The organism is Aeromonas salmonicida subsp. salmonicida (assembly GCF_001643305.1).
GTDB classification, from domain to species: domain Bacteria; phylum Pseudomonadota; class Gammaproteobacteria; order Enterobacterales; family Aeromonadaceae; genus Aeromonas; species Aeromonas salmonicida.
The window spans coordinates 44190-67529 of the sequence record NZ_LSGW01000094.1 but is presented as its reverse complement, the minus strand read 5'-3'; the positions used below and the strand labels follow the sequence as shown (position 1 = coordinate 67529).

The window sequence follows — 23340 nt, the reverse complement described above, 5'->3', positions numbered from 1 at the left end:
TTAGGATCAGTTATTTAGACAGAATTGAAACCGTTCTTACTGCCTCTGATTTTGAAGGCATGATGCCAGGTTATAATTCTCGTCGAACATCAATTATCAATCTTTTGCAGTTACTGGCATATGAATCGAAAGCCTTCGAGCGGTGTATCAGACTTCTCATTCAAGTAGCGGACTATGAAGAGGAAAGCAACGATAACAACTCGGTGAGAAATCAGATTATACAATTTTTCCAAGCATATCTGTCAGGTACACATGCTTCCTTATCGCAACGCATTTCAATCATGAATGAATATCTTACATCAGGCGTTGCTCGACGTAGATCGTTGGGTTTCAGGATGTTTTCGACCGCCTTAGAGGCTCATTGGACTTGCTTTGGAATGAATGAGTTTGGTGCTCGGCCAAGAGACAATGGATTTAACCCCAGTCAGGATGAATTGTCTGAGTGGCGCAAAGCTTTTATCGATATTGCAGTCAAACTGGGTACCTCCAGAGATCCAAATCTTGAAAGTTCTGTGCGGAAGGTCCTAGCGAATGCATTTCGAGATATGTGGGGTGAAGAAGCGATGAGAATCGTATTAGTCGATGCTGCGTACAAGTTACACGCTCATCACCCTTGGGGTGAAGGTTGGATTGCAATTCGTTCAACAATCTATTTGGACCATATCAAGCTAGAAGGTGAGAGTGATGTCGAACCTCTACCAGACAATCTTGCCGCATTGGAGAGGGCGCTGAGGCCCCAAGGTTTGGTTCCAAAAATCATGATTTATGTACTAAGTTCGGAACTTGATTCTTGTGTGCAAGAAACTGATTTTGAAAATAGTGACACCGATGTATTTCAAGAATCTGAGAATCAACTTGAAGCAAGGGCATTTAGGCTGGGTGAGGCGTTTGCTGCATCTGAATATGGGCTAAATGAGCTATGTCCTAAGCTGTTTTCCAACGATTGGCTGCCATACCGCATTTCATTCGGGAGAGGGTTGGCAAGAGGAGCACATGACTTACAAGTTGGTTGGCTACAACTTGTTGAACAACTCGAACAGCAGCCTGAAACTTGCAGGGATTTTGCTGTCTTTGGTGGTTTCATCGGAGAGGTTGAATTTATCAATCCACCGCTAGCTGAGGAGATGCTTGAGTATTGTGCCCAACATCCTGATCTTAGACGTGTGTTGGTAGGTCTACATTCTCAGCGGAAGTTCACAGAAACTGATCTAAACCGTTGTATGGTACTTCTGGATGATGTTGATATTCCTCTCAGCATGTATGGGCCAATCCTTTGGCAGGATAAGTATGCTCATTTGCCCAGAGAGCGCATTCTTGATCTTGCTCTGCAGCTTCTAAGTAAACCTAACGGTGATGATGTTGTTGTGCATGCTCTAAGCATTAGGTTACGTGGTAAAGAACGTGATAGGGATGTTCTCGGAACTGATCTTCGGCGGATAGGTCTAAGGGCTGCAATCCAGATTATTACAAGAGAACACCATAACTATAGTGGGTCTGTTGGTTATCGTATGGATCTAGTTATTCAGGCTGCATTGCGTTTTGATGGTAATGAGGCTGAAAAGCTGGAGTGGTTGGACACGATCTTTGCTGTTGTTGAGAAGCACCATGGCTACATTCATGCTTTCAACCGTGCCATTAATACAACAGCGGGATTGATGCCAGAAGCATTTCTCAATCGTATTTTGGAGGGAACGGAAGAACAGCAACGTAGGCGGTTGTTTTTTATCCACCATAGCGGATTGCGACAGTCTCCTCTCTCCAAGATCGATATGGATGTGTTGATTGAGTGGTGTCGTACCAAAAACGATCCTTATGTCTGGGGCATTGTTGCAGTGGGCGTGAGCCTTTGGACGGAAGGAGAAGATCTTGGTGGACTTACTATGTCGGCATCCTCGATCAGGTTGTTGGAGGCGTCCCCTGAACCTGAAATTGTTTTAGAGGCATTCGCCAAGCGTGCCTGTTCTGGCCGTGGAGCAAACATGATGCGACCCAAAGCAGATGCGATCAGAAAGTTGGTGCAACATGAGAGGGCTGATATAGCTGCGGCTGCTCAATTAGCGTCTGCAAAGCTCACTGAATGGATCAAAGATGAACAAGAGCGTGAACAGCGCGAGGATATGGATCACGAGCAGCGGTTTGAATAAAAACTGTCTGTTTCAAGTCCGTAGTGTGCAATGAAATTGCACCGCTAATTTTGCGCCTCATACCTTGCCCAAAAGCCGCTCAGCAAACGGCGCAATGCGCTTCGCTTATTGCACCCTACGTGTTTCATCAATTCGATGGGGCGGTGTTGCTGAACGCCATGCCCCGTCACCAAGGCAACAAAAGGGGCGATCTGCGCCCCGAATTCTCTATAATGCCCCCTTTTAAAACCGCCGGACTCAGGTCCGGCGCGCGCTGATGGCTGCGTTGCGCCGTCAGCGCGGTCATCAGGATTGAGAAACGGTTATGTATACTCTGGAACAGCTGCGCGCGGGTGAACTGTGCGGCGCCCGCCATCTGAAGCTTTGTGAAAATCTGACGGAGTTCCCACCCGAGATCCTGAGCCTCAAAGAGACGCTGGAGGTGCTGGATCTCACAGGCAATCAGCTAAGCGCGCTCCCTGACGAGCTGGCCGGATTTAGCAAACTGCGCATCATTTTCTGCTCAGAGAACCGCTTTACCGAGTTGCCCGAGGTGCTGGGACGCTGCCCGGCACTGACCATGGTGGGCTTCAAGGCAAACCGGATTGACACGGTTCCCGCCGCGTCGCTGCCTGCGGGGCTGCGCTGGCTGATCCTGACTGACAACGCCATCGCACAGTTGCCCGATGAGTTGGGTCAGTGCAGCCGCCTGCAAAAGCTGATGCTGGCGGGCAACCGCCTGCGCGAGCTGCCCGCCAGCCTTGCCAACTGCCGTAATCTGGAGCTGCTGCGTATCGCCGCCAACCGCATTGAGCGCTTCCCCGACTGGCTGCTCTCGCTGCCGCGTCTCGCCTGGCTCGCCTATTCCGGCAACCCCTTTAGCGAAGGCGAGGAGGCACGGACCATCGATGATGCTCATGTGGCTCATATCGCCACAGTGCCGTGGCGGGCGCTTGAGTTGGGCGAACTGCTGGGGCAGGGGGCCTCTGGGGTGATCCACAGTGCCACCCGCATCACTTGCGACGGATTGCAGGGTGACGGGCCGCGCTCGGTGGCGGTCAAGCTGTTCAAGGGGGCTGTGACCAGCGATGGCTTGCCTCACTGCGAGATGGCGGCGTCGCTGGCGGCCGGCACTCATCCCAACCTGATCAGGGTGTTGGGGAAGGTGGCGGATCACCCCTCCGGCATGCCGGCGCTGGTGATGGCGCTGATAGACCCAACGTTTGCCAATCTGGCCGGGCCGCCGAGCCTGGACTCCTGCACTCGCGACGTCTATCCCGCAGGGTTGTCGTTCCCCCCGGCTGCCGTGCTCGCCATGGCGCAGGGCATAGCGGCTGCCGCGGGGCATCTGCATGAGCGAGGCATCATGCACGGCGATCTCTATGGCCATAACATACTGCACTCCTTTCAAGGGAAGGGTCAGGTGCTGCTCGGCGATTTTGGTGCTGCCTCTTGCTACGACCGCACGGAATGCGTGCTGGCCGAGGGGCTGGAGCGGATAGAGGTGAGGGCCTTTGGTTGCCTGCTCGACGAGCTGTTGGCGCGCTGCCAGCCGCAGAGCGAGTCGCTGCAGGATCTCATTCTGCTGGCTCGGGCATGTCTCTGCGAGCAGGTGTCGCAGCGTCCCTCGTTTGCGCAGATCTCGGCCAGGATAACTGCGGTGGCGGCCATGATGGTCGCCGAGCCAGTCTGTGCCTGAGCCCGCGTGGCCAGTTGGCATGTCAGCGCACGTTATGTTGGTGAGGCAGCCGATCACCCATCACATATCCATGACATAAAGATGTCAGAAAAGGGGCCTGGCGGTCCTTTTTGGTTTTGCAATCGTTTGCCTGGCAAAAATTACCCGTCGGCTCGGCCCAGGGCTTGCGTGCGCCGGGTTAAGTTGTGATATTGAGGCATCTTCAGGTAACAGGGGTATTAGGATGGAAGCTGCGTTTTGGCATCAGCGTTGGGAAGAGAACCGGATTGGCTTTCATCAGGCAGACTTCAATCGCTGGCTGCAATCCTGGTGGTCTGCCCAGCAACAGGATGAACCCGTGCTGGTGCCCCTGTGCGGCAAGTCCCGTGACATGCTCTGGCTCAATGGCCTGGGGCACCCCATCGATGGTTTCGAGCTCTCTGCGCTCGCCATCGAACAGTTCTTCAGTGAAAACCAGCTTACCGATACCCTCAGCGAGCTAGGCCCTTATCAGTGCCATCAGCACGGCTCCTTGCGTATCCATCAGGGGGATTTTTTTGCCGCCCCCGAGCTGGGGCGTCGCTACCGGCTGGCTTATGACAGGGCTGCGCTGATCGCCTTGCCGACGGAGATGCGCCGCCAGTATGCGGAGCTGATGAGCCGCCTGATGGAAACCGGTGGTCAGATCCTGCTGGTGACGTTGGAGTATCAGCCGGAGCAGCAGAAACAGCCGCCCTTCTCGGTGGGGGAGATGGAAGTGCGCACCCTGTTCGAGCGCGATTTTCGGGTGGAAGTGCTGGGCCGTGCCGCAGAGGTGGATCACCCCAGGGTGCTTTCCGGTCAGCTCTCCTATTTTGATGAAGTGGCCTATCGCCTGATCCGCCGCGGCTGACAAGTGAAAGCGTGATCCAGGCCGACAAACCGGCAGGTCACTGACTCTTTGATACCTCCTTTGACATAGATCAACGTGACAAGGGAGGGGAGTGCCTAAGATGAGCCTGTTTCTCAATCACTGTTGATATTGGCAGGTGCGCTCTGGTTTGAACCATCCGGCCGACCATCAACGCAGTGTCTGATTTTCACGCTCATGTTCACTTTTGGCGGCTTTGGTCGCAATTGTTATGGTTTTTCCAGCCGACCTCAAGGGGTCGGCTTTTTATTGGGCGGGATTGGCTGATGGGCGGGAATGCCTGCTTCAGGCCTCGAAGGTGTTGGCGGCGAGCCTGAACGCCTTGGGGTCGTCGATAAACTGGCCCGTGATGCGTTCGTCATGCTCATGACCCTGACCATAACTGCAGAGGATCAGTCTGTCCGAGGTGCGTGAGCGCAGCTGTATGATGAAGCGCACCAGATCGGCACGGCTCAGTTTGCCCACCTCCTCGCACACCCTTTCCCGCTGATCAAACCCCAGATCCTTGTTGCCTATGCTGACCCAGAGCCGCTGGCCGCGACTGCGCAGGTTGGCATCCCGTTCGCTCAGCTGGGCTTGCAGGCCCACCTTGCTGTCTTGCCACTGTTGCTCGGTCAGCTCCAGCATGGCCAGCGGGAAGAGGTCGATGAACTCTTCCACCGCATCCAGCAGGTGCTGGGGCCCTGCCACTGGCGACTGGATATAGAAGATGAGGCCGGGGTGACGGTTGAGGGGCAGGTTGCCGGCACCCACCACGTACCCCAACTGCTGGCGCGTGCGCAGCTCGTGGAAGAAGGTGGACGACATTATGTGGTTTGCCAGGGTGAAGCAGGCGAGATCCCGCGCCCGGGTGGTGCGGGACTGGTAGTAGACCAGCAGCGCCGAATCTTCGTGCTCGCAGCCCTGCTCACGAATGAGGGTGCCCCTGTTTTGGATGGAGATGAGCGGGCGGCGGGTCTCGGCACTGGGCTGGCTGTGGGTGCCGAGGTGGCGCTCCAGCAGAGCGGCCAGTTCGAGCGCCTCGGCGGCATTCCAGTCACCGTGAACCAGCGCTTCTATGTGTACCTCCCCGAACAGCTGGGCGACAAACGCCGGCATCTCGCCAAGTTCCACGGTGCGTAGATGGCGCAGCAACTGCTCGAACGGCGGGTTGTTTGGTTGCAGCAAACTGGTGAGCTGGTTGAACAGCTGGGAGATGGGCCGCGCCTTGGACTGGTTGTCCCAGTTGCGGATGAGCTGCTCTTTTATCTCGGCGAAGCGGCCCGGATCCGGATAGCCCAGGGTGCGGTTGCCGAGGATCATGTCGAGCAGCAGGGGTTGCTTGTCCGCAAAGCCGCTCAGGTTGATGGTAAAGCCGCCCTGGTGGGCATAGATCTGGTAGCCCAGCCCTGCCAGCTCCGCCGGGTAGGTGAGGGCGTTGAGGTGATCCGTGAGCAGCTCTACCGCAAGCCGTGCCATGGCGATGTGGCGCGGGCTTTTGACCGCGTGCTCGCTGTCGATGGAGATGTAGAGATTGCCCTTGGGCACGCTGAACTGATGCTCGTGCAGATGCCAGAGCCGAAACCCGGGCCTGTCGATGATGCAGGCGGGCATGTCGGCCTGCAGTGCTGGCTGGCGCGGATCGAGCCGGTTGCTGATAAAGGGGTTTGGCAAGGGCAGGGTGAGGGCCGGATTAGGTTCGCTCTGCTGCCAGTGGATCTTTTCCGCCTCCGTGATGATGTCGACGCCATAGGGGGTCTGATACCAGCGGGCCAGGCGATCCGTGGCCAGCTCCGGCGCTGTGATGGTCATGCGCAGATTGTGTGGCGTGAGCTTGGCGAGCAGGCGGTGGATCAGCGCCTCGTCGTATTCGCGCATCATGTAATCGCCGTAGAGCAGATCCTCGGGCGTGTAGCTGAACAGGTTCAACACCAGCCCGGAGACGGTGTCGAGGGCCCGGCCCCGCTCCTGAAAGCGGAACGCCGACTTGAGTACGGTGCGCTTCTCTTCGTAGCGCCAGCTCTCCACCCCGCCGCGCTCGATGAGCTTCAGGTAGCCGAACAGGGCGGCCACTATCTCGTTGACGTGTTCGAGCCCAAGCGGCGTGAGGCCGAAACTCACCCCGAAATCTTTGAAGTTGGCGCCGCTGATGCCGCCCCCGGCGGAGAGCTGGTTGACCCAGCCTTTTGCTTTCAGCAGGGAGAGCAGACTGCCATCCCCTTCATAGCCGATGAGGTGGCTCAGGAAGGTGAGAGGTTTTTTGTCATAAAACTCATCCACATTGGGCAGCGGAAAGGTCAGCGCCAGCTTGCGGGTTTCCTTGACCGGATTGATGCGGATGCGGATGCCGAGATCGTCGAGGCGATAGAGGGGGGTCGTCAGGGTCGGTATTCCCAAATTGCGATTCAAAATGGGAGCGAAAAAGCGATCGCACCACTCAATCTGGGTCTCGATGGATTCAGGCGAGATCATCACCAGCGCCATGCGATCCGCGCTGTAGTGAGATTCGTAGAACCGGATGAGGTCGGCGCGCAGATCCCGACCGGGCAGATCCGCCAGGGTATCCAGGTTGCCGACCGAGAACTTGGAGAAAGGGTGGGCCGGGTTGACCGTCTCTTTATGTACCTGGTAGCTGCGGCGCACATCGTCCTGCAGCTTTAGGCGGTACTCGGAGTCGACCGCGTTGCGCTCTTTATCCACCCACTCGGGGGTGAAAGTGGGGCAGATGAAGAACTGGGAAAAACGGTCGAGACCGGCCTCGAAGAAGCCGGTGTCTATCTCGAAAAAGAAGTTGGTGAACTCGGTGCCGGTCCAGGCATTGTTGCTGCCGCCATGACGGCTCATAAATTGCTGGTACTCACCAGGCTTGGGATAAGTGCGGGTGCCAAGGAACAGCATATGCTCAAGGAAATGAGCCATCCCCTGCCGATCAGCCGGATCGTCGAAATGACCGGTGTTGACTGCCAGGGAAGCGGCAGATTTGTCGGTGTCGGGATCGCAGATCAACAAGACTCTGAGCCGGTTTGCCAGCTCCAGATAGTGGTATTGCCGATGGTCATTAGGGCTGGCATATGGGCTCATTGGCGCGTGACTCGTGTTGGATTTATTTGAATTTAAACATGATTATCGACCCCGCTATCCAGTGAGGCAAACCCTTTTCTGAGAGGTAGCGCAATTGTTTCCCCCGGCATGGCGGGGTAAGATCCCCCCGCTATCAAAACAGGCCCGTTGGGCGAGGTTGTAATGAAAATCTACATCATGCGTCATGGCCAGGCTGGCATGAATGCGAAAACAGATGAACAGCGTCCACTGACCGAGCAGGGAATTGAAGAGTCCATTCACATGGCCAGTTGGCTGGCGCCCCAACTGGACGGGGTGCTGGATTTGGTTGTCCACAGCAATTATCTGCGCGCCAGACAAACCTGGCAGAGTATATGCAGTGAATTGCCCAAGGCCACCAGGGTCGAAGAGAGCAAGGAGATCACTCCCTATGGAGATCCTGCTTTTGTCGCAAGCTATCTCACTGCGTTGGCGGCAACACATGAACAAATTTTGATGGTCAGCCACCTGCCACTGGTAGGTTATCTGGTGCAGAGCCTCTGCCCGGCGGCAGGTGCCCCCATGTTTGCCACGTCAGGCATGGCCTGTATCGAATGGCAAGATGGCAAGGGGGTATTGCTCTGGCTGGAAGGACCACATACAATACGTTAAAAGTTATAGATTGGTTTTTTGGGGAAGAGAGTTGCGATTTTTCCGGATTTTTATAAAGAATTTACGGAATTATTTCGCAGAAGCTGCTGTCATACGGATACAACTGCAAGAGGTTGCAAACGATGAGAGTGTTCAAGAAGTACCTGCCACTGATGGTGGCAAAACATGTCAAAACCTTCTTCAAGGGGCGGATTTATATCCATGGCAGGGGGCGTTTTGATTTCCAGTCAGGCTTGCTGATGATGCCAACACCAGCTGACATACCCCACCGCCAGACCGTGTTCGAGGTCAATGAGATGATCTCCAGACTGCACATGGATGCGGCATAAGTTCTGTGCCATCCCATCCAGCCGCTTCATGCCCGCCACTGTGCGGGCATGATTGTTTTCAGCCCTGATATGGCCGAATTGGCTCAGTTCGATCTCGGTTCAACGTCACCCGCATTCGCAATGCCGGGCTGTGCTTGCGAATCTTGTTTGCCCCCTTATACTCCCGCCTGAAATACCGGATCGTTTCTGTGCACAGCGTTATGCCTCTTGCCTTTTTGTTTCCCTTCTCCTGCATGGCCATCTGGTCTGGCAATGCCATTGTCAGCAAGCTGGCGGTTGGATTGCTTTCACCCGCGGCACTGGCCTGGTCGCGCTGGATGGTGGCCGCCATCATCTTGACGCCTTTCCTCGCACACAGGGCCTGGCGGGATCGGGCCAAACTGCGGGCCGGTTTCTATCAGCTGGCGGCGCTGGCCCTGCTCGGCATGGTGCTGAACCAGACCCTGGGGTACTACGCGGCGCAAACCCTGGGAGCCACGGAGATAGGTCTGATGATGGGGCTGACACCGCTGATGACGGTACTGCTCAGTATCTGGCTGCTGCGTGAGCGTCCCACCTGGGGGGCTCTGCTCGGTGGGCTTATCTCCATTCTGGGGCTGACCATCTTGCTGGGACAGGGGGATCCGTCCCGTCTGTTTACCCAGGGCATTCACATCGGCTCCGTCTATATGCTGCTCTCGGCGGGCACCTATGCCCTCTATAGCGTCCTGCTCAAAAAGTGGGATCTGGGGCTGGACAACTGGTCCATGCTCTACGGCCAGGTGCTGTGCAGCCTGCTGTTTCTCACCCCGTTCTACCTGCTGGTGGATGGGCAGTGGCCAGATGGCCGCGCGCTCTGGCTCATCCTGTATGCGGGGATCCCCACTTCGGCGCTGTCGCCTTGGCTCTGGATGCAGGGCATAGCCCTGCTGGGGGCAAGCCGCACCGCTATCTTCATGAATCTGCTGCCAGTGATGACGGCGGCACTGGCCATCAGCTGGCTGGGGGAAACGCTGACCAGCTATCACCTGATCGGTGGTGGCATGACCCCGCTTGGGGTCTTGCTGGCGCAACTGCTGGTGCAGCCTGTGCTACTGCGTCGTCGGGCCAGTGTGGCGCTGGCGAGCTGTCAGGAAGATTGAAAAAAGACCGCCTTCGAGGCGGTCTTTCTGTTTAGGAGGTCAGGGTGTTACTGCGCGGTGAGATAGAGGTCTTTCGAATAAACCACGTCTTGTGGGTTCTGATAGGGATAGCCCTTGATGTTGGGCTTGAGCAGCCGTGACTTGACATAGAAATAGACGGGGGCGATGGGGGCCTCTTGGTCGATCAGCGCCTCGGCCTCTTGATAGAGGCGGTTGCGCTCGGCCGGATCCTTGGAGTCATGAGCCTTCGCCAGCAGGGCATCATACTGCTTGTTGAACCACTTGCCGCTGTTGGCGCTGCTGCTGGAGGTCATGATGTCGAGGAAGGTCGAGGCATCGTTGTAATCCCCGTTCCACGAGTAGCGACTGACGGTAAAATCCCCCTCATTGAGTGCGGACACCATGGTCTTCCACTCCATGTTGTTGAGCTTGGCGGTAACCCCCAGGTTGCGTTTCCACATGGAGGAGATGGCCAGGGCTATCTTCTTGTGGCTCTCGTTGGTGTTGTAGAGGATGTCCACATCCAGCGGCTTGCCCGGGCCGTATCCGGCCTCGCTCAGCAATGCTTTCGCCTGTTTGACGCGCTCCTCCTTGCTCAGCAACTGGCTGGCAGGGCGCTTGAGCTCGAAGCCGTCGACGCTCGGCGGGGTCAGGCTGAAGGCGGAGAGCTGACCTTGTCCCAGGATCTTCTCGGTGATGGTGTCTCTGTCGATGGCAAGCGAGAGCGCCTTGCGCACCTTTGGATTGTCGAATGGTTTGCGCTGGGTATTGAACACATAGTAATAGGTGGCGAGCATGGGGGCGTTGACAAGCTCCTCCGGGCTTTGGGTCTTGAGCTGCTTGTACTGCTCCAGCGGATAGGGCGTGTAGTGCAGTTCCCCTGCGCGATAGCGGTTGTAGGCGGCGGTGTCAGAGACTATCTCCAGATAGAGCACCTTGTTGAGCACTGTGTTCTGGTTATCCCAGTAGAGGGGATTGCGCTCTGCGATGAGGCGCTCGTTGGGGGTCCACTCCTTGAGCATAAAAGCGCCGTTGGAGACGATGTTGCCCGGCTTGACCCACTCATGACCGAACTTCTCTATGGTCGCCTTGGGCGCGGGGAAGGTGGTGTAGTGGGAGAGCGTCTTCAGAAAGAAGGGCACAGGGTTGTTCAGGGTGATCTGCAGGGTGTGCGTATCGAGGGCCTTGATGCCGAGGGCATCCGGGCTTTTTTTACCCTGCACCACGTCGCTGGCGTTGGTGACGCCGGTCAGCTCGATGAACCAGGCATAGTTGGAGGCGTTTCTGGGATCCGCCGCCCGTTGCCAGCCATAGACATAATCCGCCGCCGTCACCGGCTCGCCGTTGGACCATTTGGCCTCGGGTCTCAGCTTGAAGGTGTAGACGGTGCCCGTGGTGTCGAGTTCATAGCCAAGCGCCCCGGCTGCTTGCAGCTTGCCGTCGCCATCCAGGGTATAAAGACCCTCGAACAGGTCGTTGACGATATCGCTGCCAGAGCTCTCTTCCACCATCTGGGGAGCGATGGAGGCGGGCTCTGAACCTATGTTGCGCACGAAGATTTGTTGATCGCCGGGTAGCAGCTGGGTGCCGGCAGGCACGTTAGCCGCCAGAGTCGGTAACGCGAACAGGGCGGCAACCGTGCCGGCAATGAGTGTCCTTTTCATTGAATATCCTTATGTTTTTTGCTTCCAAAGCCTGGTCAGTGTGCTGGATTGATCTGGAGATCTCAAGAGGTGGGCACCGGCCTTGCCATCAGCTACCCAGATAGGGGGGCCAAGTGGGCCGTTGCACCCATCATGGCTGCCTGTTCGTGATTTTTTGCTGCGAATTAACATGATAAAAGTCACCAATTGGCACTGGTTTTATGCCCTTTTGATGGGGTGGTGAGGCGTAAATCGCACGTTTATCCAGCGGCTTAATTCGCTGCAAAAACAAAAAACAGGCGTTACATTAGGTTACAAAACAAGGCTGCCGAGGATCGGCACTTTTTTTGTCGACGCGTGCAAACGTTTTCAAAGCCAACGGAAACGCTCTTAAAGGAACAATAATGCGAAACATGATCACCATGGGCGAGTTCATCGTCAAAAAGCAGGCGGATTATCCCACCGCGACCGGCGAGCTGACCTCACTGCTCAGTTCCATCCGTCTGGCCGCCAAGGTGGTGAACCGGGAGATCAACAAAGCGGGGCTGGCAGACATCATCGGCTCCATGGGTGCTGAAAACGTGCAGGGCGAGGTGCAGCAGAAGCTGGATGTGTATGCCAATGAGCGCTTTAAAGCCGCGCTGGAAGCCCGTGGTGAAGTGTGCGGTATTGCATCCGAAGAAGAAGAGGACTTCGTCTCCTTTGATTCCGAGCTCTCCCGTCACTCCAAATACGTGGTGCTGATCGATCCCCTCGACGGCTCTTCCAACATTGATGTCAACGTCTCGGTCGGGACCATCTTCTCCATTTACCGCCGTCTCAGCGCCCCGGGGACGGGCGTCACCCTGGAAGACTTCCTGCAACCGGGCAACCGTCAGGTCGCTGCCGGTTACGTGGTCTACGGCTCTTCCACCATGCTGGTCTACACCACCGGCTTTGGCGTCAACGGCTTCACCTACGATCCTTCCATCGGTTGCTTCTGCCTCTCCCACGAGAACATCCGCATCCCGGAGGAGGGCAAGATCTACTCCATCAACGAGGGCAACTACATCAAGTTCCCGGACGGAGTGAAGAAGTACCTTAAATATTGCCAGGAGCGGGACGAGGCGACTCACAGACCCTACACCTCCCGCTATATCGGCTCCCTGGTCTCCGATTTCCATCGCAACCTGCTCAAGGGCGGCATCTATATCTATCCGTCCGGCACCAACTCCCCGAACGGCAAGCTGCGCCTGCTCTATGAATGCAACCCCATGGCATTTCTGGTGGAGCAGGCCGGTGGCAAGGCGTCCGACGGCTTTGGCCGCATCATGGACATCCAGCCCACTGCCTTGCACCAGCGCACCCCTTACTTCGTCGGTTCCACCAAGATGGTGGAGCGGGCCGAGGCCTTCATGCGGGAGTTCTCCGCCCATGAGGATCCGGCCAATCAGGGTTGATGCACTGATCCAGCGTCTGCGATGAGCGCATAAAAAAACGGGAGCCGATATGGCTCCCGTTTTGTTTGGGCGAGTTGCGTTTCTTGCATCAGTGGCTGGCATGGTTGGCGAGATCCGCCAGCAGGCCGTCCACCAGTTTCAGACGCATGGCGCGGTCCGGGGTTGGTACCTGGAAGCGCAATCGGGTGGGCCCATCCATCTTGTAGATGCGTGGCTGCTCGGAGAGCAGCTTGACCAGATAGCCAGGGTTGACGCGAGTATCCTGAGTGAAGTCCAGGTAACCGCCGCGCTCGCTCATCTCCACCCGGCGAATGCCAAGGGCGGTGGCGCGCTGGCGGAAGGCCGCAATCTCCATGAGCGTCTTGGTCGCCTCCGGCAGCAGGCCGAAGCGGTCGATCAGCTCCACCTTCAATTCGCGCAGCTCCTGCTCGTCGGCCGCGCTGGCGATGCGCTTGTACATGGACAGACGCATGTTGACGTCCGGTATGTATTCCTCCGGCAACAGGGCGGGCAGGCGCAGCTCGACCTCTGTGTGCTGACTCATCAGCTGCTCCAGCGATGGCTCCTTGCCATTTTTCAGCGCCTCGACCGCCTGCTCCAGCATCTCCATGTAGAGAGTGAAACCGACCGATTCGATCTGGCCGCTCTGATCGTCGCCCAAGAGCTCGCCTGCACCCCGGATCTCCAGATCGTGGGTCGCCAGCGCAAAACCGGCGCCGAGATCTTCGAGCGATGCGATGGCCTCGAGCCGCTTGAGCGCATCCTTGCTCATCAACTTGGGATGAGGGGTGAGCAGGTAGGCATAGGCCTGGTGGTGGGAGCGGCCAACCCGGCCCCGCAACTGGTGCAACTGGGCCAGCCCCAGATGATCGGCGCGATCCATGATGATGGTGTTGGCGCTGGGGACGTCTATGCCGGTCTCTATGATGGAGGTGCAGACCAGCAGGTTGAAGCGCTGGTGGTAGAAGTCCGACATGACTCGCTCAAGATCGCGTTCGCGCATCTGGCCGTGGGCGATGCCGATACGGGCCTCCGGCACCAGCTCGGCGAGATCGCCGGCGCATTTTTCTATGCTCTCCACGTCGTTGTGCAGGTAGTAGACCTGACCACCGCGCTTGAGCTCACGCAGTACCGCCTCGCGGGTGACCGCAGGATCCTGCTGGCGCACAAAGGTCTTGATGGCGAGCCGCTTGGCGGGCGGGGTGGCGATGATGGAGAGATCCCGCATGCCGGCCATCGCCATGTTGAGGGTGCGCGGGATAGGCGTCGCCGTGAGGGTAAGGATATCGACGTCGGCCCGCAGCGCCTTGATCTTCTCCTTCTGACGCACCCCGAATCTGTGCTCCTCATCGACGATGAGCAGCCCCAAATCCTTGAAGGTCAGATCTGAGCCCAAGAGTTTGTGGGTACCTATGATGATGTCGACCTTACCATCGGCCAGCTCCTTCATCACGCTGGTCTGCTCCCTGGCGGTACGAAAGCGGCTCAGCACCTCGACCCGCACCGGCCAGTTGGCGAAGCGATCACGGAAGTTGTCGTAGTGCTGCTGGGCCAGCAAGGTGGTGGGCACCAGCACGGCGACCTGCTTGCCGCCATGGACCGCCACGAAGGCGGCTCGCATCGCCACTTCTGTCTTGCCAAAGCCCACGTCGCCGCACACCAGCCGGTCCATGCTCTTGGCCTGACACATGTCCCCCAGTACCGCATTGATGGCGTTGAGCTGATCCTCTGTTTCCTCGAACGGGAAACCGGCGGCGAACTGGCGGTAGGCCTCCCTGTCGTGCTGGAAGGCAAAACCGTGGCGCGCCGCCCGCAGGGCATAGACATCCAGCAGCTCGGCTGCCACGTCGCGCACCTTCTCTGCCGCCTTGCGCCGCGCCTTGACCCAGGCCTCGCCGCCGAGTTTGTGGCTGGGCGGGTTGTCAGAGCCTGTGTAGCGGCTGATGAGGTGCAGGTTGGTGACCGGCACGAACAGCTTGTCGCCACCGGCATACTCGAGGGTCAGGAACTCGGTGGGCAGGCCACCGGCATCGATGGTTTCGAGCCCCAGATACCGGCCGACGCCGTGATCCAGGTGAACCACAGGCTGGCCCTGGGTCAACTCGCCGAGGTTTCGGATCACCGCATCCGAGCTTAAGTTCTTGTTCTTTTCCCGGGCTCGCTTGCTGCGGACTTTACCGCCCAGCAGCTCTGTCTCCGTGATAAGGGCGAGCTCATCATGCCCGGCCTCTTGTAGCAGAAAACCCCGCTCCAGCGGTGCAACCAGCAGACCGTGGCGCGCCTTGCCCGCTATGAAGGCATCCAGCGAGGGGAACTCCTTGGGTTGCAAGGATATGCGCGCCAGCAGATCGCCGAGCACTTCCCGCCGTCCTTCTGATTCCACCACGAACAGGGTGCGGCCCGTGAAGCTGTCCAGAAACTGGTTCAGCGCCAGCATGGGCTGCTCTTTGCTGTGATCCAGTTGCAGCTCCGGCAGCGCGGCTATGGGGAGATCATGCTGGCCGGCGCCGCCGTCGGTGGCGGCTTCCTGCAGCCGCACGGCGCCATAGTGACCGAGGGCGGCGAACAATTGCTCCACCGGCAGGTAGATCTGCTGGGGTGGTAACAAGGGGCGGGTGTTGTCCCAGCGCCTGTCCTCATAGCGTTGGCCTATGTCGTTCCAGAAGCGCTGGGCCGCGGGATAGATATCCCCCACTGTGAGCAGCAGGGTGTTGTCCGGCAGGTAGTCGAACAGGCTGGCGGTCTGATGGAAGAAGAGCGGCAGGTAGTATTCGATGCCGGCGGGCCAGCGCCCCTTGCTCACTTCCTGATAGACGGAGCCTTCCGCGCGCGACAGCTCGAACTGTTCGCGAAATTGCCCACGGAACAGCTCGATGGCGGCCTCGTCGGTGGGGAATTCCCGGGCGGGCAACAGGCTGACCGTCTTGACCGGTTCGCTGGAACGCTGGGTCTCGGGATCGAACGGACGGATGGAGTCCACCTCGTCATCGAAAAAGTCGATGCGATAGGGGCTGTTGCTGCCCATGGGAAAGAGATCGAGCAGTGAGCCGCGGGCGGCAAACTCGCCGTGCTCCAGCACCTGATCCACCGCCACATAGCCTGCCTCGGCCAGACGTCCTCGCAACTGTTGCAGGTTGAGGCGCTGACCGGCCTTCACCATCAGGCTGTACTTGTCGAGGTAGACTTGGGGGGCGCAGCGCAGCATCAAGGTCGAGATGGGCACGATCAGCACGCCGGCGCTCATTTGCGGCAGTTTGTAGAGGGTCTCCAGTCGCTGGGAGATGATGTCCTGATGGGGGGAAAAGGTGTCGTAGGGCAGGGTTTCCCAATCCGGGAACATCAGCACAGGGCAACCTTGATCGGCCAGCAGGAACTGCAATTCCTGCTCGAGGCGCAGGGCACTCGGGGTATCGGCGGTCACCAGCAGGACCGGGCGGTTCGCTTGGGTGGTAAGGCGGGCGGCAACCAGTGAAAGGCTGCTGCCGGTCAACTGGCCGAGCGTTAACTTTTGGCCCGCCTTGGCGGGCAAGGCGGGAAGCTTCATTGGCATCATTCGATTCTTTTAACGTTGACGGTCTTGAGCACGCAATTTGAGTTGCTTGGATTGGACATGCAGGCTGGCACGGACCAGCAGTTCGCGGTCATCCTCACGGATCCGGGCATAATCGAGCCCCACCTGAGTGCCATGTTCGCTCGGGTCCAGCTGCTTGACCTCGGCATAGCAGTAGATGGCGGAGGCCTCTTCCCGCAGGAAGATCTTGAGTCGCACTATCTGGTGCAGAGGCGGTGGCTCGCCATGGCCCTGGTGCGGATGCAGGTAGGTAAGCTGGCCTGCGCCAAAGCGCAGGGTGTGGAAGCGATGCTCGGGGTGATCCTGCACCGACAGCACATAACCCATGATCATGTCGATCTTGCGCGACTGCTGGTTGACGATTTCCACCAGATCATGCATCGATTCATTCTGGTTTCGCATCAGGCGACTGGTCACCATGTCGATGGAGGTGATGGAGGAGGCGATGCGAAAGGGCTCGGGCAGTTCGGCCTCCAGTGCCTCCAGCGTCGGCAGATGAAAGTCACCGGGCATGGGGATCACATTGACCGGGGTGGCATGGGTGACGCTGAAGAACTGTTCCTGCATGGAGGCTATCCCTTGTTGTCATAGACGGTTTCCCTTTATTATCCGGTATCTTATTTTGTTGGCAACGTAGAACTCCTTGAAGACTGGACTTTTTCAGCCGCTGTCGCTGGCCATTGGCCTTCGCTACGCAGGCTCACGACGCAGTAATCGCTTCGTTTCATTCATCTCCCTGTTCTCCACCTTTGGTATCGCCATCGGGGTCGCGGCCCTGATGGTGGTCATATCCGTGATGAACGGCTTCGAAGGGCAGCTCAAGGGCCGGATCCTGGGCGTGATCCCCCATGTGGTGGTGACCAACCAGACTGACCGCATCGATGCCCATCCCGACGGTTTGCCCGACCTTGCCAAGCTGCCCCATGTGATTGCCAGCGCCCCCATGCTCGATAGCGAAGGGATGTTGCAGAGCCCGGGCCAGCTCATCGGTGTCAGCGTACAGGGGATAGACCCGGCCCAGTGGCCAAAGGATGACATACTGCACGCCCAGATGCAGATGGGTCGCCTCGACAGCCTGCAGCAGGGCGAATACCACATAGTGCTGGGGCAGGGGGTGGCCAGCCGTCTCAAGGTCTCCATGGGGGATCAGGTTCGTCTGCTTCTGACCGAGGGCACCCGTTTCACGCCCTTTGGTCGGGTCCCTGCCCAGCGCCTGTTTACCGTTTCCGGCATCTTCGGAGTCGGCGCCGACGTGGATAGCCAGGTTGCTCTGGTTGCGTTGGGGGATGCCCAGCGCCTGCTGCGCCTGCCGACAGAAACCGTCGGTGGCATTCGGCTCTGGCTGGACGATCCCTTCGCCGCCGATCAGGTGATAAAGACGGCATTGCCGGATGGGCTGGAATGGCAGGACTGGCGCCGAGAGCGCGGTGAGCTGTTTCAGGCGGTCGCCATGGAGAAGCGCATGATGGGGCTGATGCTGGTGCTGATCATCGCGGTCGCCACCTTCAACATCCTCTCCGCCTTGGTGATGGTGGTCACCGACAAGGAGGGAGAGGTTGCCATACTGCGCACCATGGGCATGAACGAGTCGGGTATCGTCAAGATATTCATGGTGCTCGGCGCTTCCAGCGGTGTGATCGGCGCCCTGCTTGGCGGCCTGACCGGGCTCGCACTCTCGCTCGGACTCAACCCCCTGCTCGATGCGGTGGGGCTCAACCTCTATATGACGGCGGGCGGTAGCGGCCTGCCCGTGATAGTGGAGCCAACCCAGGTCATTACCATCCTGCTGGGCGCCGTGCTGCTCAGCTTCAGTGCCACCCTCTACCCTGCGGCCCGTGCGGCCCGGGTGAAACCGGCCGAGGCGCTGCGTTATGAATAACTCATCTTCTGTTGTTACCTCCGGTGAGATTACCGGCGTAAGTGGAGCTCCCTTTATGAATGAACCCTTGTCTAGTGAACCTCTGCTGCGTTGTCAGGCCCTGAATCATGTTTATCAAGAGGGTGAGCTGGAGATCCAGGTTCTCAAGGGGATTGATCTGAGTGTGGCCCCCGGCGAGATGCTGGCGGTGGTGGGCAGCTCGGGATCGGGCAAGACCACCTTGCTGCATCTGATGGGGGCGCTCGACAACCCGTCAAGCGGCGCCGTGCTGTTCAAGGGGCAGGATATCCACCACTGGGATAGCCGTACTCAGGCGAGATTCCGCAACCAGGAGCTGGGATTTGTCTATCAGTTTCACCACTTGCTCGCCGAGTTTACCGCGCTGGAGAACACCGCCATGCCGCTGCTTATTGCTGGTGAGTCGGTAGCCGTCGCCACCGACAAGGCGACTCGCATGCTGGGTCGGGTGGGGCTTTCCCATCGTCTCAACCACAGGCCATCCGAGCTGTCCGGTGGCGAACGCCAGCGGGTGGCCATTGCCCGCGCCCTGGTCAACGAGCCCAGCCTGGTACTGGCGGACGAGCCCACCGGCAACCTGGATCACGCCAGCGCCACTGCTGTTTACGAGCTGCTCTGTGAGCTCAATCGTGAGCTGGGCACTGCCTTCGTGGTAGTCACCCATGACCTGAGTCTGGCCGCCAAGCTCCATCGGCGGGTCACCCTGGTGAGCGGCATCATGGCGGAGGTCGCCTGATGTTCAAACCGCTGCCCCTCTTTCTGGGCCTGCGTTACAGCCGCTCCCGTCGTCGCAACGGCTTCATCGCGTTTATTTCCGCCTCGTCCCTCATCGGTATCGCTCTCGGTGTGATGGCCCTCATTCTGGGTCTCTCTGCCATGAACGGGTTCGAGCGGGAGCTCAAAGACAGAGTGCTCTCAGTGGTGCCTCACGGTGAGCTGATGGGGATGGAGGCACCATTGCCTGACTGGCCCAAGTTGCGGGATTACCTGCTGGCCCAGCCAGGGGTGGAAGCTGCCGCGCCTGTGATCACCCTCAATGGGTTGCTTGAGCATGGCAATGCCCTCAAGGGCTTGCAGGTGCGTGCCGTGTTGCCGGAGCTCGAAGCGAATCTGTCGGATGCGGGCAAATACATGACAGGCCGTGGTCTGCGTGAACTGCAGGTGGGCGAACATGGGCTGATTCTCGGCAAGACCATCGCCGACAAGCTGGGGGTCAAGATAGGTGACTCGGTTGCCCTCTTGCTGCCGCAAGGGGGGGACGCCGCCGGCATCAAGAACCCGAAGCGGGAATCCCTCAAGGTAGTGGGCCTGCTTGAGATTGGCGGTCAGCTCGATGGCATGCTCGGCTTCATGCACCTGGCCGATGCCCAGGCCATGACCGGCATGGGCAATACGGTGGAAGGGTTCAGCCTCAAGGTCAGCGATGTGCTCAAGGCACAATCCATCACGGTCGCGGCTGCCCAGAAATTTCCGCATTACGTCTACATCAGCAGCTGGATGAGCCGGCAGGGCTACCTCTATCAGGACATACAGATGGTGCGTACCGTCATGTATGTGGTGATGCTGATGGTGGTGGCAGTGGCCTGCTTCAACATCGTCTCCACCCTGGTGATGGCGGTGAACGAGAAGCGCAGCGAGATTGCCATCTTGAAGACCATGGGGGCGAGCCCCGGTCAGATCCGTCTTACCTTCGTCATTCAGGGCATGGTTAACGGGGTGGCGGGGGCGCTGCTTGGTGCCCTGCTCGGCGGCCTGCTCTCCAGCAAGCTGACCCAGATCCTGGGCTTTATCGAAGGGGTGATAGGCCATCGCTTCCTCAACCCTGACATCTACTTTATCGACTTCTTGCCGACCGAATTGCACATGCAGGATCTGGCCATCGTGACTGGTGCAGCCATACTGATGAGCCTGTTGGCGACCCTCTATCCTGCCTGGCGGGCGAGCGGTCTGGTGCCATCGCGGGAGTTGGGGCACTGATGCGCTGTATCTGATCTGCCGATCACTAACGAAGGGCCCGCCGGTGCAAACCGGCGGGCCCTTCTGTTTTCAGGTGGTTTGGCTGGCTTAGTGGGCGTTCAGCTCATCGAGCGGCAGGGAGAAGCTCGCCACGAAGACATCGATGAAGTAATGCATCTGCGGGCTCATGCGCGCTTCCAGCATGGCTTCGAGGCGTTTCCTGGCTGGTTCGAACTCACGGTTGCCGGCGTTTATCTCCTCCAGACACTTGGTGTAGGCGCAGAGGGTATCGGCGTCTTTCACCAGACGAACCAGCCCGGCGTCCTGGGCTCCCGAGTCCAGCAGAGGGCGAAAATCCTCCACCAGTTCGGCCGGTAGCATCCCCAGCAGGCGCTGCTCGGCGGCCAGCTCTATCTTCTTGTACTCCCTCGCAATTTCGGGATTGAAATACTTGACCGGTGTGGGCAGATCGCCGGTCAGCACCTCGCTGCTGTCGTGGTAGAGCGCCATCACGGCGGCGCGATCCGCATCGACTTGGCCACCAAAAAGACGATTCTGGATAAGCCCCAGGGCGTGGGCCACCATGGCGACCTGCAGACTGTGCTCGGCGATGTTTTCAGGTTGTATGTTGCGCATCAGCGGCCAGCGGTAAATGAGTTTCATGCGGGCGAGATTGGCAAAAAAATGGCTGGGAAGCATGGAGGGCCTCGGGCAGTGGCAATGAAAAAGGGCAGACCCTAGTCTGCCCTTTTTTTTGCTGCGCAGGCAGCTTGCCCGTGCAATTTTGCGTGGTGCTCAGCGAATGTAGCGACCGGATTCGGCTTCGTGGTTGGTCACCACCATCTGCCCTATGGGGGCCAGGGCAATTAGCGCCAGCTTGAGGTGCTGGATGCCAAACGGAATGCCTATGATGGTCACGAAGCAGGCCAGCGCCGAGGCGATGTGGCCGATGGCCAGCCAGATCCCGATCACCAGGAACCAGAGAATGTTGCCAATCAGCCCCAGAGTACCGGTGCCAATGTCGCTTTGCCCAGTCATGCTCTTGCGGCTCACCGCCTGCTTGCCAAACGGGAAGAAGGTAAAGGTGCCGATGACGAAGCAGGCGCGACCCCAGGGGATCCCGATCAGCGAGACAAAGCAGAGCAGCCCGGCCAGCCACCAGGCCAGCCCCATGAAGACGCCCCCCAGTACAAACCAGAGCAGGTTAAACAAGAAGCGGAAAAAGGCCATGTTGGTCACTCCAGACTCATAAATTTGGCTGTCACCATAGCGAGCAGCGGCCATAGACGCAATGGTTGATGTGACAGGGTGGACAATTTGGGTCGCAACCCCTGAACAGGCTGCCTTTTTGGCAGGAAATGAGGTGAAAAAGTAGGCCTTTGCGCGAAAAAAGGTGAGCAAGTGCAAATTCTTGCGTGTTGTGCGCTTGAAGTCTGCTCGGGAGTTCCCCATATAAGGGTCAGTTTTGCGCGAATTGTGCTATCGCCACCCCCGTTGGGGGATGTGTGGCTCGACTCGACCAAAGTGCGCCGCTATAATGTCGCGTCATATTTTCTCATCACAAAGACAGTCGTTGTCTTTATAAACAGGAAGACTCCGGGCTTTGCCCAGGGGCAATAAGGGTCAGCACACAGTGCTGAGTTGAACGAGGTAAAAGAATGCAAGTTTCTGTAGAGACAACCCAGGGTCTGGAACGCCGTCTTACCATCACTGTACCGGCTGCTACCGTTGACGCTGCCGTGCGTAAAGAATTGAACGGCCTGGCCAAAACCCGTCGTATCGACGGTTTCCGTCCTGGCAAGGCCCCGGTTGCCATCATCAAGAAGATGTTCGGCGCCATGGCTCACGCTCGTGTTGCTGATGAAATGATGCAGAACAACTTCATCAAGGCCATCATCGAAAACAAACTGAGCCCGGCCGGTGCCCCGACCATGGATCCGAAAGAGATCCAGGAAGGTCAGGATTTCGAATTCACCGCGACCTTTGAAGTTTATCCCGAGTTTGAAGTGGCTGGCCTGGAGACCATCAAGGTCGAGAAGCCGGTTGCGACCGTCAAGGATGAAGATCTGGCCAACATGATCGACACCCTGCGCAAGCAGCACGCCACTTGGGCTGATGTCGATGCCGCCGCTGCCGATGGCATGCGTGTGACCATGGACTTCATCGGTTCCATCGACGGTGAAGAGTTCGACGGCGGCAAAGCCGAAGGCTTCAACCTGGTACTGGGTGCCGGTCGCATGATCCCTGGCTTCGAAGACGCCATCATGGGCAAGAAAGCGGGCGACGAGTTCACTATCGAAGTGACTTTCCCGGCTGACTACCACGCTGAAAACCTGAAAGGCAAAGCGGCCAAGTTCGCCTCCAAGTTGATCAAGGTTGAAGAGCAGATCCTGCCTGAGCTGACTGAAGAGTTCGTCAAGCGTTTCGGTATCGAGAGCGGCAACGTTGAAGAGCTGAAAGCCGAAGTGCGCAAGAACATGGAGCGCGAACTGGCTCAAGCCCTGAAAAACAGCGTGAAAGAGCAGGTTCTGAACGGTCTGGTTGAAGCCAACCAGATCGATCTGCCGAAGGCTGCTGTTGCTCAGGAGATCGATACCCTGCGTCAACAGGCTCTGCAGCGCTTTGGCGGTTTCCAGGGCGGCAACGCACCTGAGCTGCCGGCTGAGCTGTTCCAGGCTCAGGCCGAGCGTCGCGTACGCGTAGGTCTGCTGCTGGGCGACGTGATCCGTACCAACGAGATCAAGGCTGACGATGCCCGCGTGACCAGCATCATCGAGTCCATGGCCACTGCCTACGAAGATCCGAAGGAAGTGATCGAGTACTACCAGAAGAATGAGCAAATGCTGAATGGCGTGCGCAATCTGGCGGTTGAAGATCAAGCCATCGACCTGATCCTGTCCAAAGCGCAAGTGACCGAGAAAGAAGTTGCCTTTGACGAAGTGATCAACAAGTCCGGTGCCGCTGCCTAAGAACATTTGACTTA

The 23340-nt window shown here is 58.1% G+C and carries 17 protein-coding genes; 11 read left to right on the top strand and 6 right to left on the bottom strand.

Annotated features, from left to right (window positions below; genetic code table 11):
• The 3 genes from AXW79_RS23230 to AXW79_RS17740 all read left to right on the top strand — a co-directional run.
• The coding region (locus tag AXW79_RS23230; protein ID WP_043151262.1) for a hypothetical protein at window positions 1-2144 on the top strand (2144 nt) is incomplete at its 5' end.
• Window positions 2145-2448: 304 nt separating this feature from the next.
• Window positions 2449-3822: a leucine-rich repeat-containing protein kinase family protein gene (locus AXW79_RS17745; RefSeq protein ID WP_005315340.1), complete on the top strand. Its 1374-nt coding sequence runs from the start codon at window positions 2449-2451 to the stop codon at window positions 3820-3822.
• A gap of 223 nt (window positions 3823-4045) precedes the next feature.
• Window positions 4046-4693: a thiopurine S-methyltransferase gene (locus AXW79_RS17740; protein WP_005315341.1), complete on the top strand. Its 648-nt coding sequence runs from the start codon at window positions 4046-4048 to the stop codon at window positions 4691-4693.
• A gap of 303 nt (window positions 4694-4996) precedes the next feature.
• Here AXW79_RS17740 and AXW79_RS17735 read toward each other — a convergent pair whose 3' ends face one another.
• Complete coding sequence (locus AXW79_RS17735) at window positions 4997-7771, bottom strand: insulinase family protein (protein WP_011898662.1); 2775 nt, start codon at window positions 7769-7771, stop codon at window positions 4997-4999.
• A 162-nt stretch (window positions 7772-7933) separates the two neighbouring features.
• Here AXW79_RS17735 and sixA point away from each other — a divergent pair, with 162 nt between their 5' ends.
• The 3 genes from sixA to AXW79_RS17720 all read left to right on the top strand — a co-directional run bounded on the left by sixA (window position 7934) and on the right by AXW79_RS17720 (window position 9851).
• The gene (gene sixA, locus AXW79_RS17730; protein WP_005315344.1) at window positions 7934-8401 is read left to right on the top strand and encodes a phosphohistidine phosphatase SixA; all 468 of its coding nucleotides are present in this window, start codon (window positions 7934-7936) and stop codon (window positions 8399-8401) included.
• A 122-nt stretch (window positions 8402-8523) separates the two neighbouring features.
• Window positions 8524-8730 carry a DUF1107 domain-containing protein gene (locus tag AXW79_RS17725; protein WP_005315346.1) on the top strand — a complete coding sequence of 69 codons (207 nt, stop codon included), beginning with the start codon at window positions 8524-8526 and terminating at the stop codon, window positions 8728-8730.
• 200 nt (window positions 8731-8930) lie between these two features.
• Window positions 8931-9851, top strand: a complete 921-nt coding sequence (locus AXW79_RS17720) for a DMT family transporter (RefSeq protein WP_005315348.1) — start codon at window positions 8931-8933, stop codon at window positions 9849-9851.
• Between the two features lie 47 nt (window positions 9852-9898).
• On the opposite strand, the gene AXW79_RS17715 is transcribed toward AXW79_RS17720, so the two are convergent.
• A complete protein-coding gene (locus AXW79_RS17715) occupies window positions 9899-11515 on the bottom strand; it encodes a peptide ABC transporter substrate-binding protein (RefSeq protein ID WP_005315350.1) in 1617 nt (538 codons plus the stop codon).
• A 383-nt stretch (window positions 11516-11898) separates the two neighbouring features.
• Here AXW79_RS17715 and fbp point away from each other — a divergent pair, with 383 nt between their 5' ends.
• Entirely contained in the window at window positions 11899-12933 is a 1035-nt protein-coding gene (gene fbp / locus AXW79_RS17710) for a class 1 fructose-bisphosphatase (RefSeq protein WP_005315352.1), read from the top strand.
• Between the two features lie 88 nt (window positions 12934-13021).
• Here fbp and mfd read toward each other — a convergent pair whose 3' ends face one another.
• Window positions 13022-16486 (bottom strand): transcription-repair coupling factor, encoded by a 3465-nt coding sequence (gene mfd / locus AXW79_RS17705; RefSeq protein ID WP_005315354.1) that lies wholly within the window; start codon window positions 16484-16486, stop codon window positions 13022-13024.
• A 9-nt stretch (window positions 16487-16495) separates the two neighbouring features.
• Window positions 16496-17071, bottom strand: a complete 576-nt coding sequence (locus AXW79_RS17700; protein WP_005315356.1) for a PilZ domain-containing protein — start codon at window positions 17069-17071, stop codon at window positions 16496-16498.
• A 76-nt stretch (window positions 17072-17147) separates the two neighbouring features.
• On the opposite strand from AXW79_RS17700, the gene AXW79_RS17695 reads away from it, so the two are divergent.
• The 3 genes from AXW79_RS17695 to lolE are packed head-to-tail and all read left to right on the top strand — an operon-like array spanning window position 17148 to window position 20378.
• Window positions 17148-18383: a lipoprotein-releasing ABC transporter permease subunit gene (locus AXW79_RS17695; protein ID WP_005315358.1), complete on the top strand. Its 1236-nt coding sequence runs from the start codon at window positions 17148-17150 to the stop codon at window positions 18381-18383.
• A 55-nt stretch (window positions 18384-18438) separates the two neighbouring features.
• Window positions 18439-19137: a lipoprotein-releasing ABC transporter ATP-binding protein LolD gene (lolD, locus tag AXW79_RS17690; RefSeq protein WP_005315359.1), complete on the top strand. Its 699-nt coding sequence runs from the start codon at window positions 18439-18441 to the stop codon at window positions 19135-19137.
• Window positions 19137-20378: a lipoprotein-releasing ABC transporter permease subunit LolE gene (lolE, locus tag AXW79_RS17685; RefSeq protein WP_005315361.1), complete on the top strand. Its 1242-nt coding sequence runs from the start codon at window positions 19137-19139 to the stop codon at window positions 20376-20378. The genes lolD and lolE overlap by 1 nt, the downstream gene beginning before the upstream one ends.
• A gap of 87 nt (window positions 20379-20465) precedes the next feature.
• Here lolE and yfbR read toward each other — a convergent pair whose 3' ends face one another.
• Entirely contained in the window at window positions 20466-21056 is a 591-nt protein-coding gene (gene yfbR, locus AXW79_RS17680; RefSeq protein WP_005315363.1) for a 5'-deoxynucleotidase, read from the bottom strand.
• A 96-nt stretch (window positions 21057-21152) separates the two neighbouring features.
• Window positions 21153-21587: a YccF domain-containing protein gene (locus tag AXW79_RS17675; protein ID WP_011898663.1), complete on the bottom strand. Its 435-nt coding sequence runs from the start codon at window positions 21585-21587 to the stop codon at window positions 21153-21155.
• 428 nt (window positions 21588-22015) lie between these two features.
• Here AXW79_RS17675 and tig point away from each other — a divergent pair, with 428 nt between their 5' ends.
• Entirely contained in the window at window positions 22016-23326 is a 1311-nt protein-coding gene (tig, locus tag AXW79_RS17670) for a trigger factor (RefSeq protein ID WP_005315366.1), read from the top strand.
• The last annotated feature ends 14 nt before the right edge of the window (window positions 23327-23340 follow it).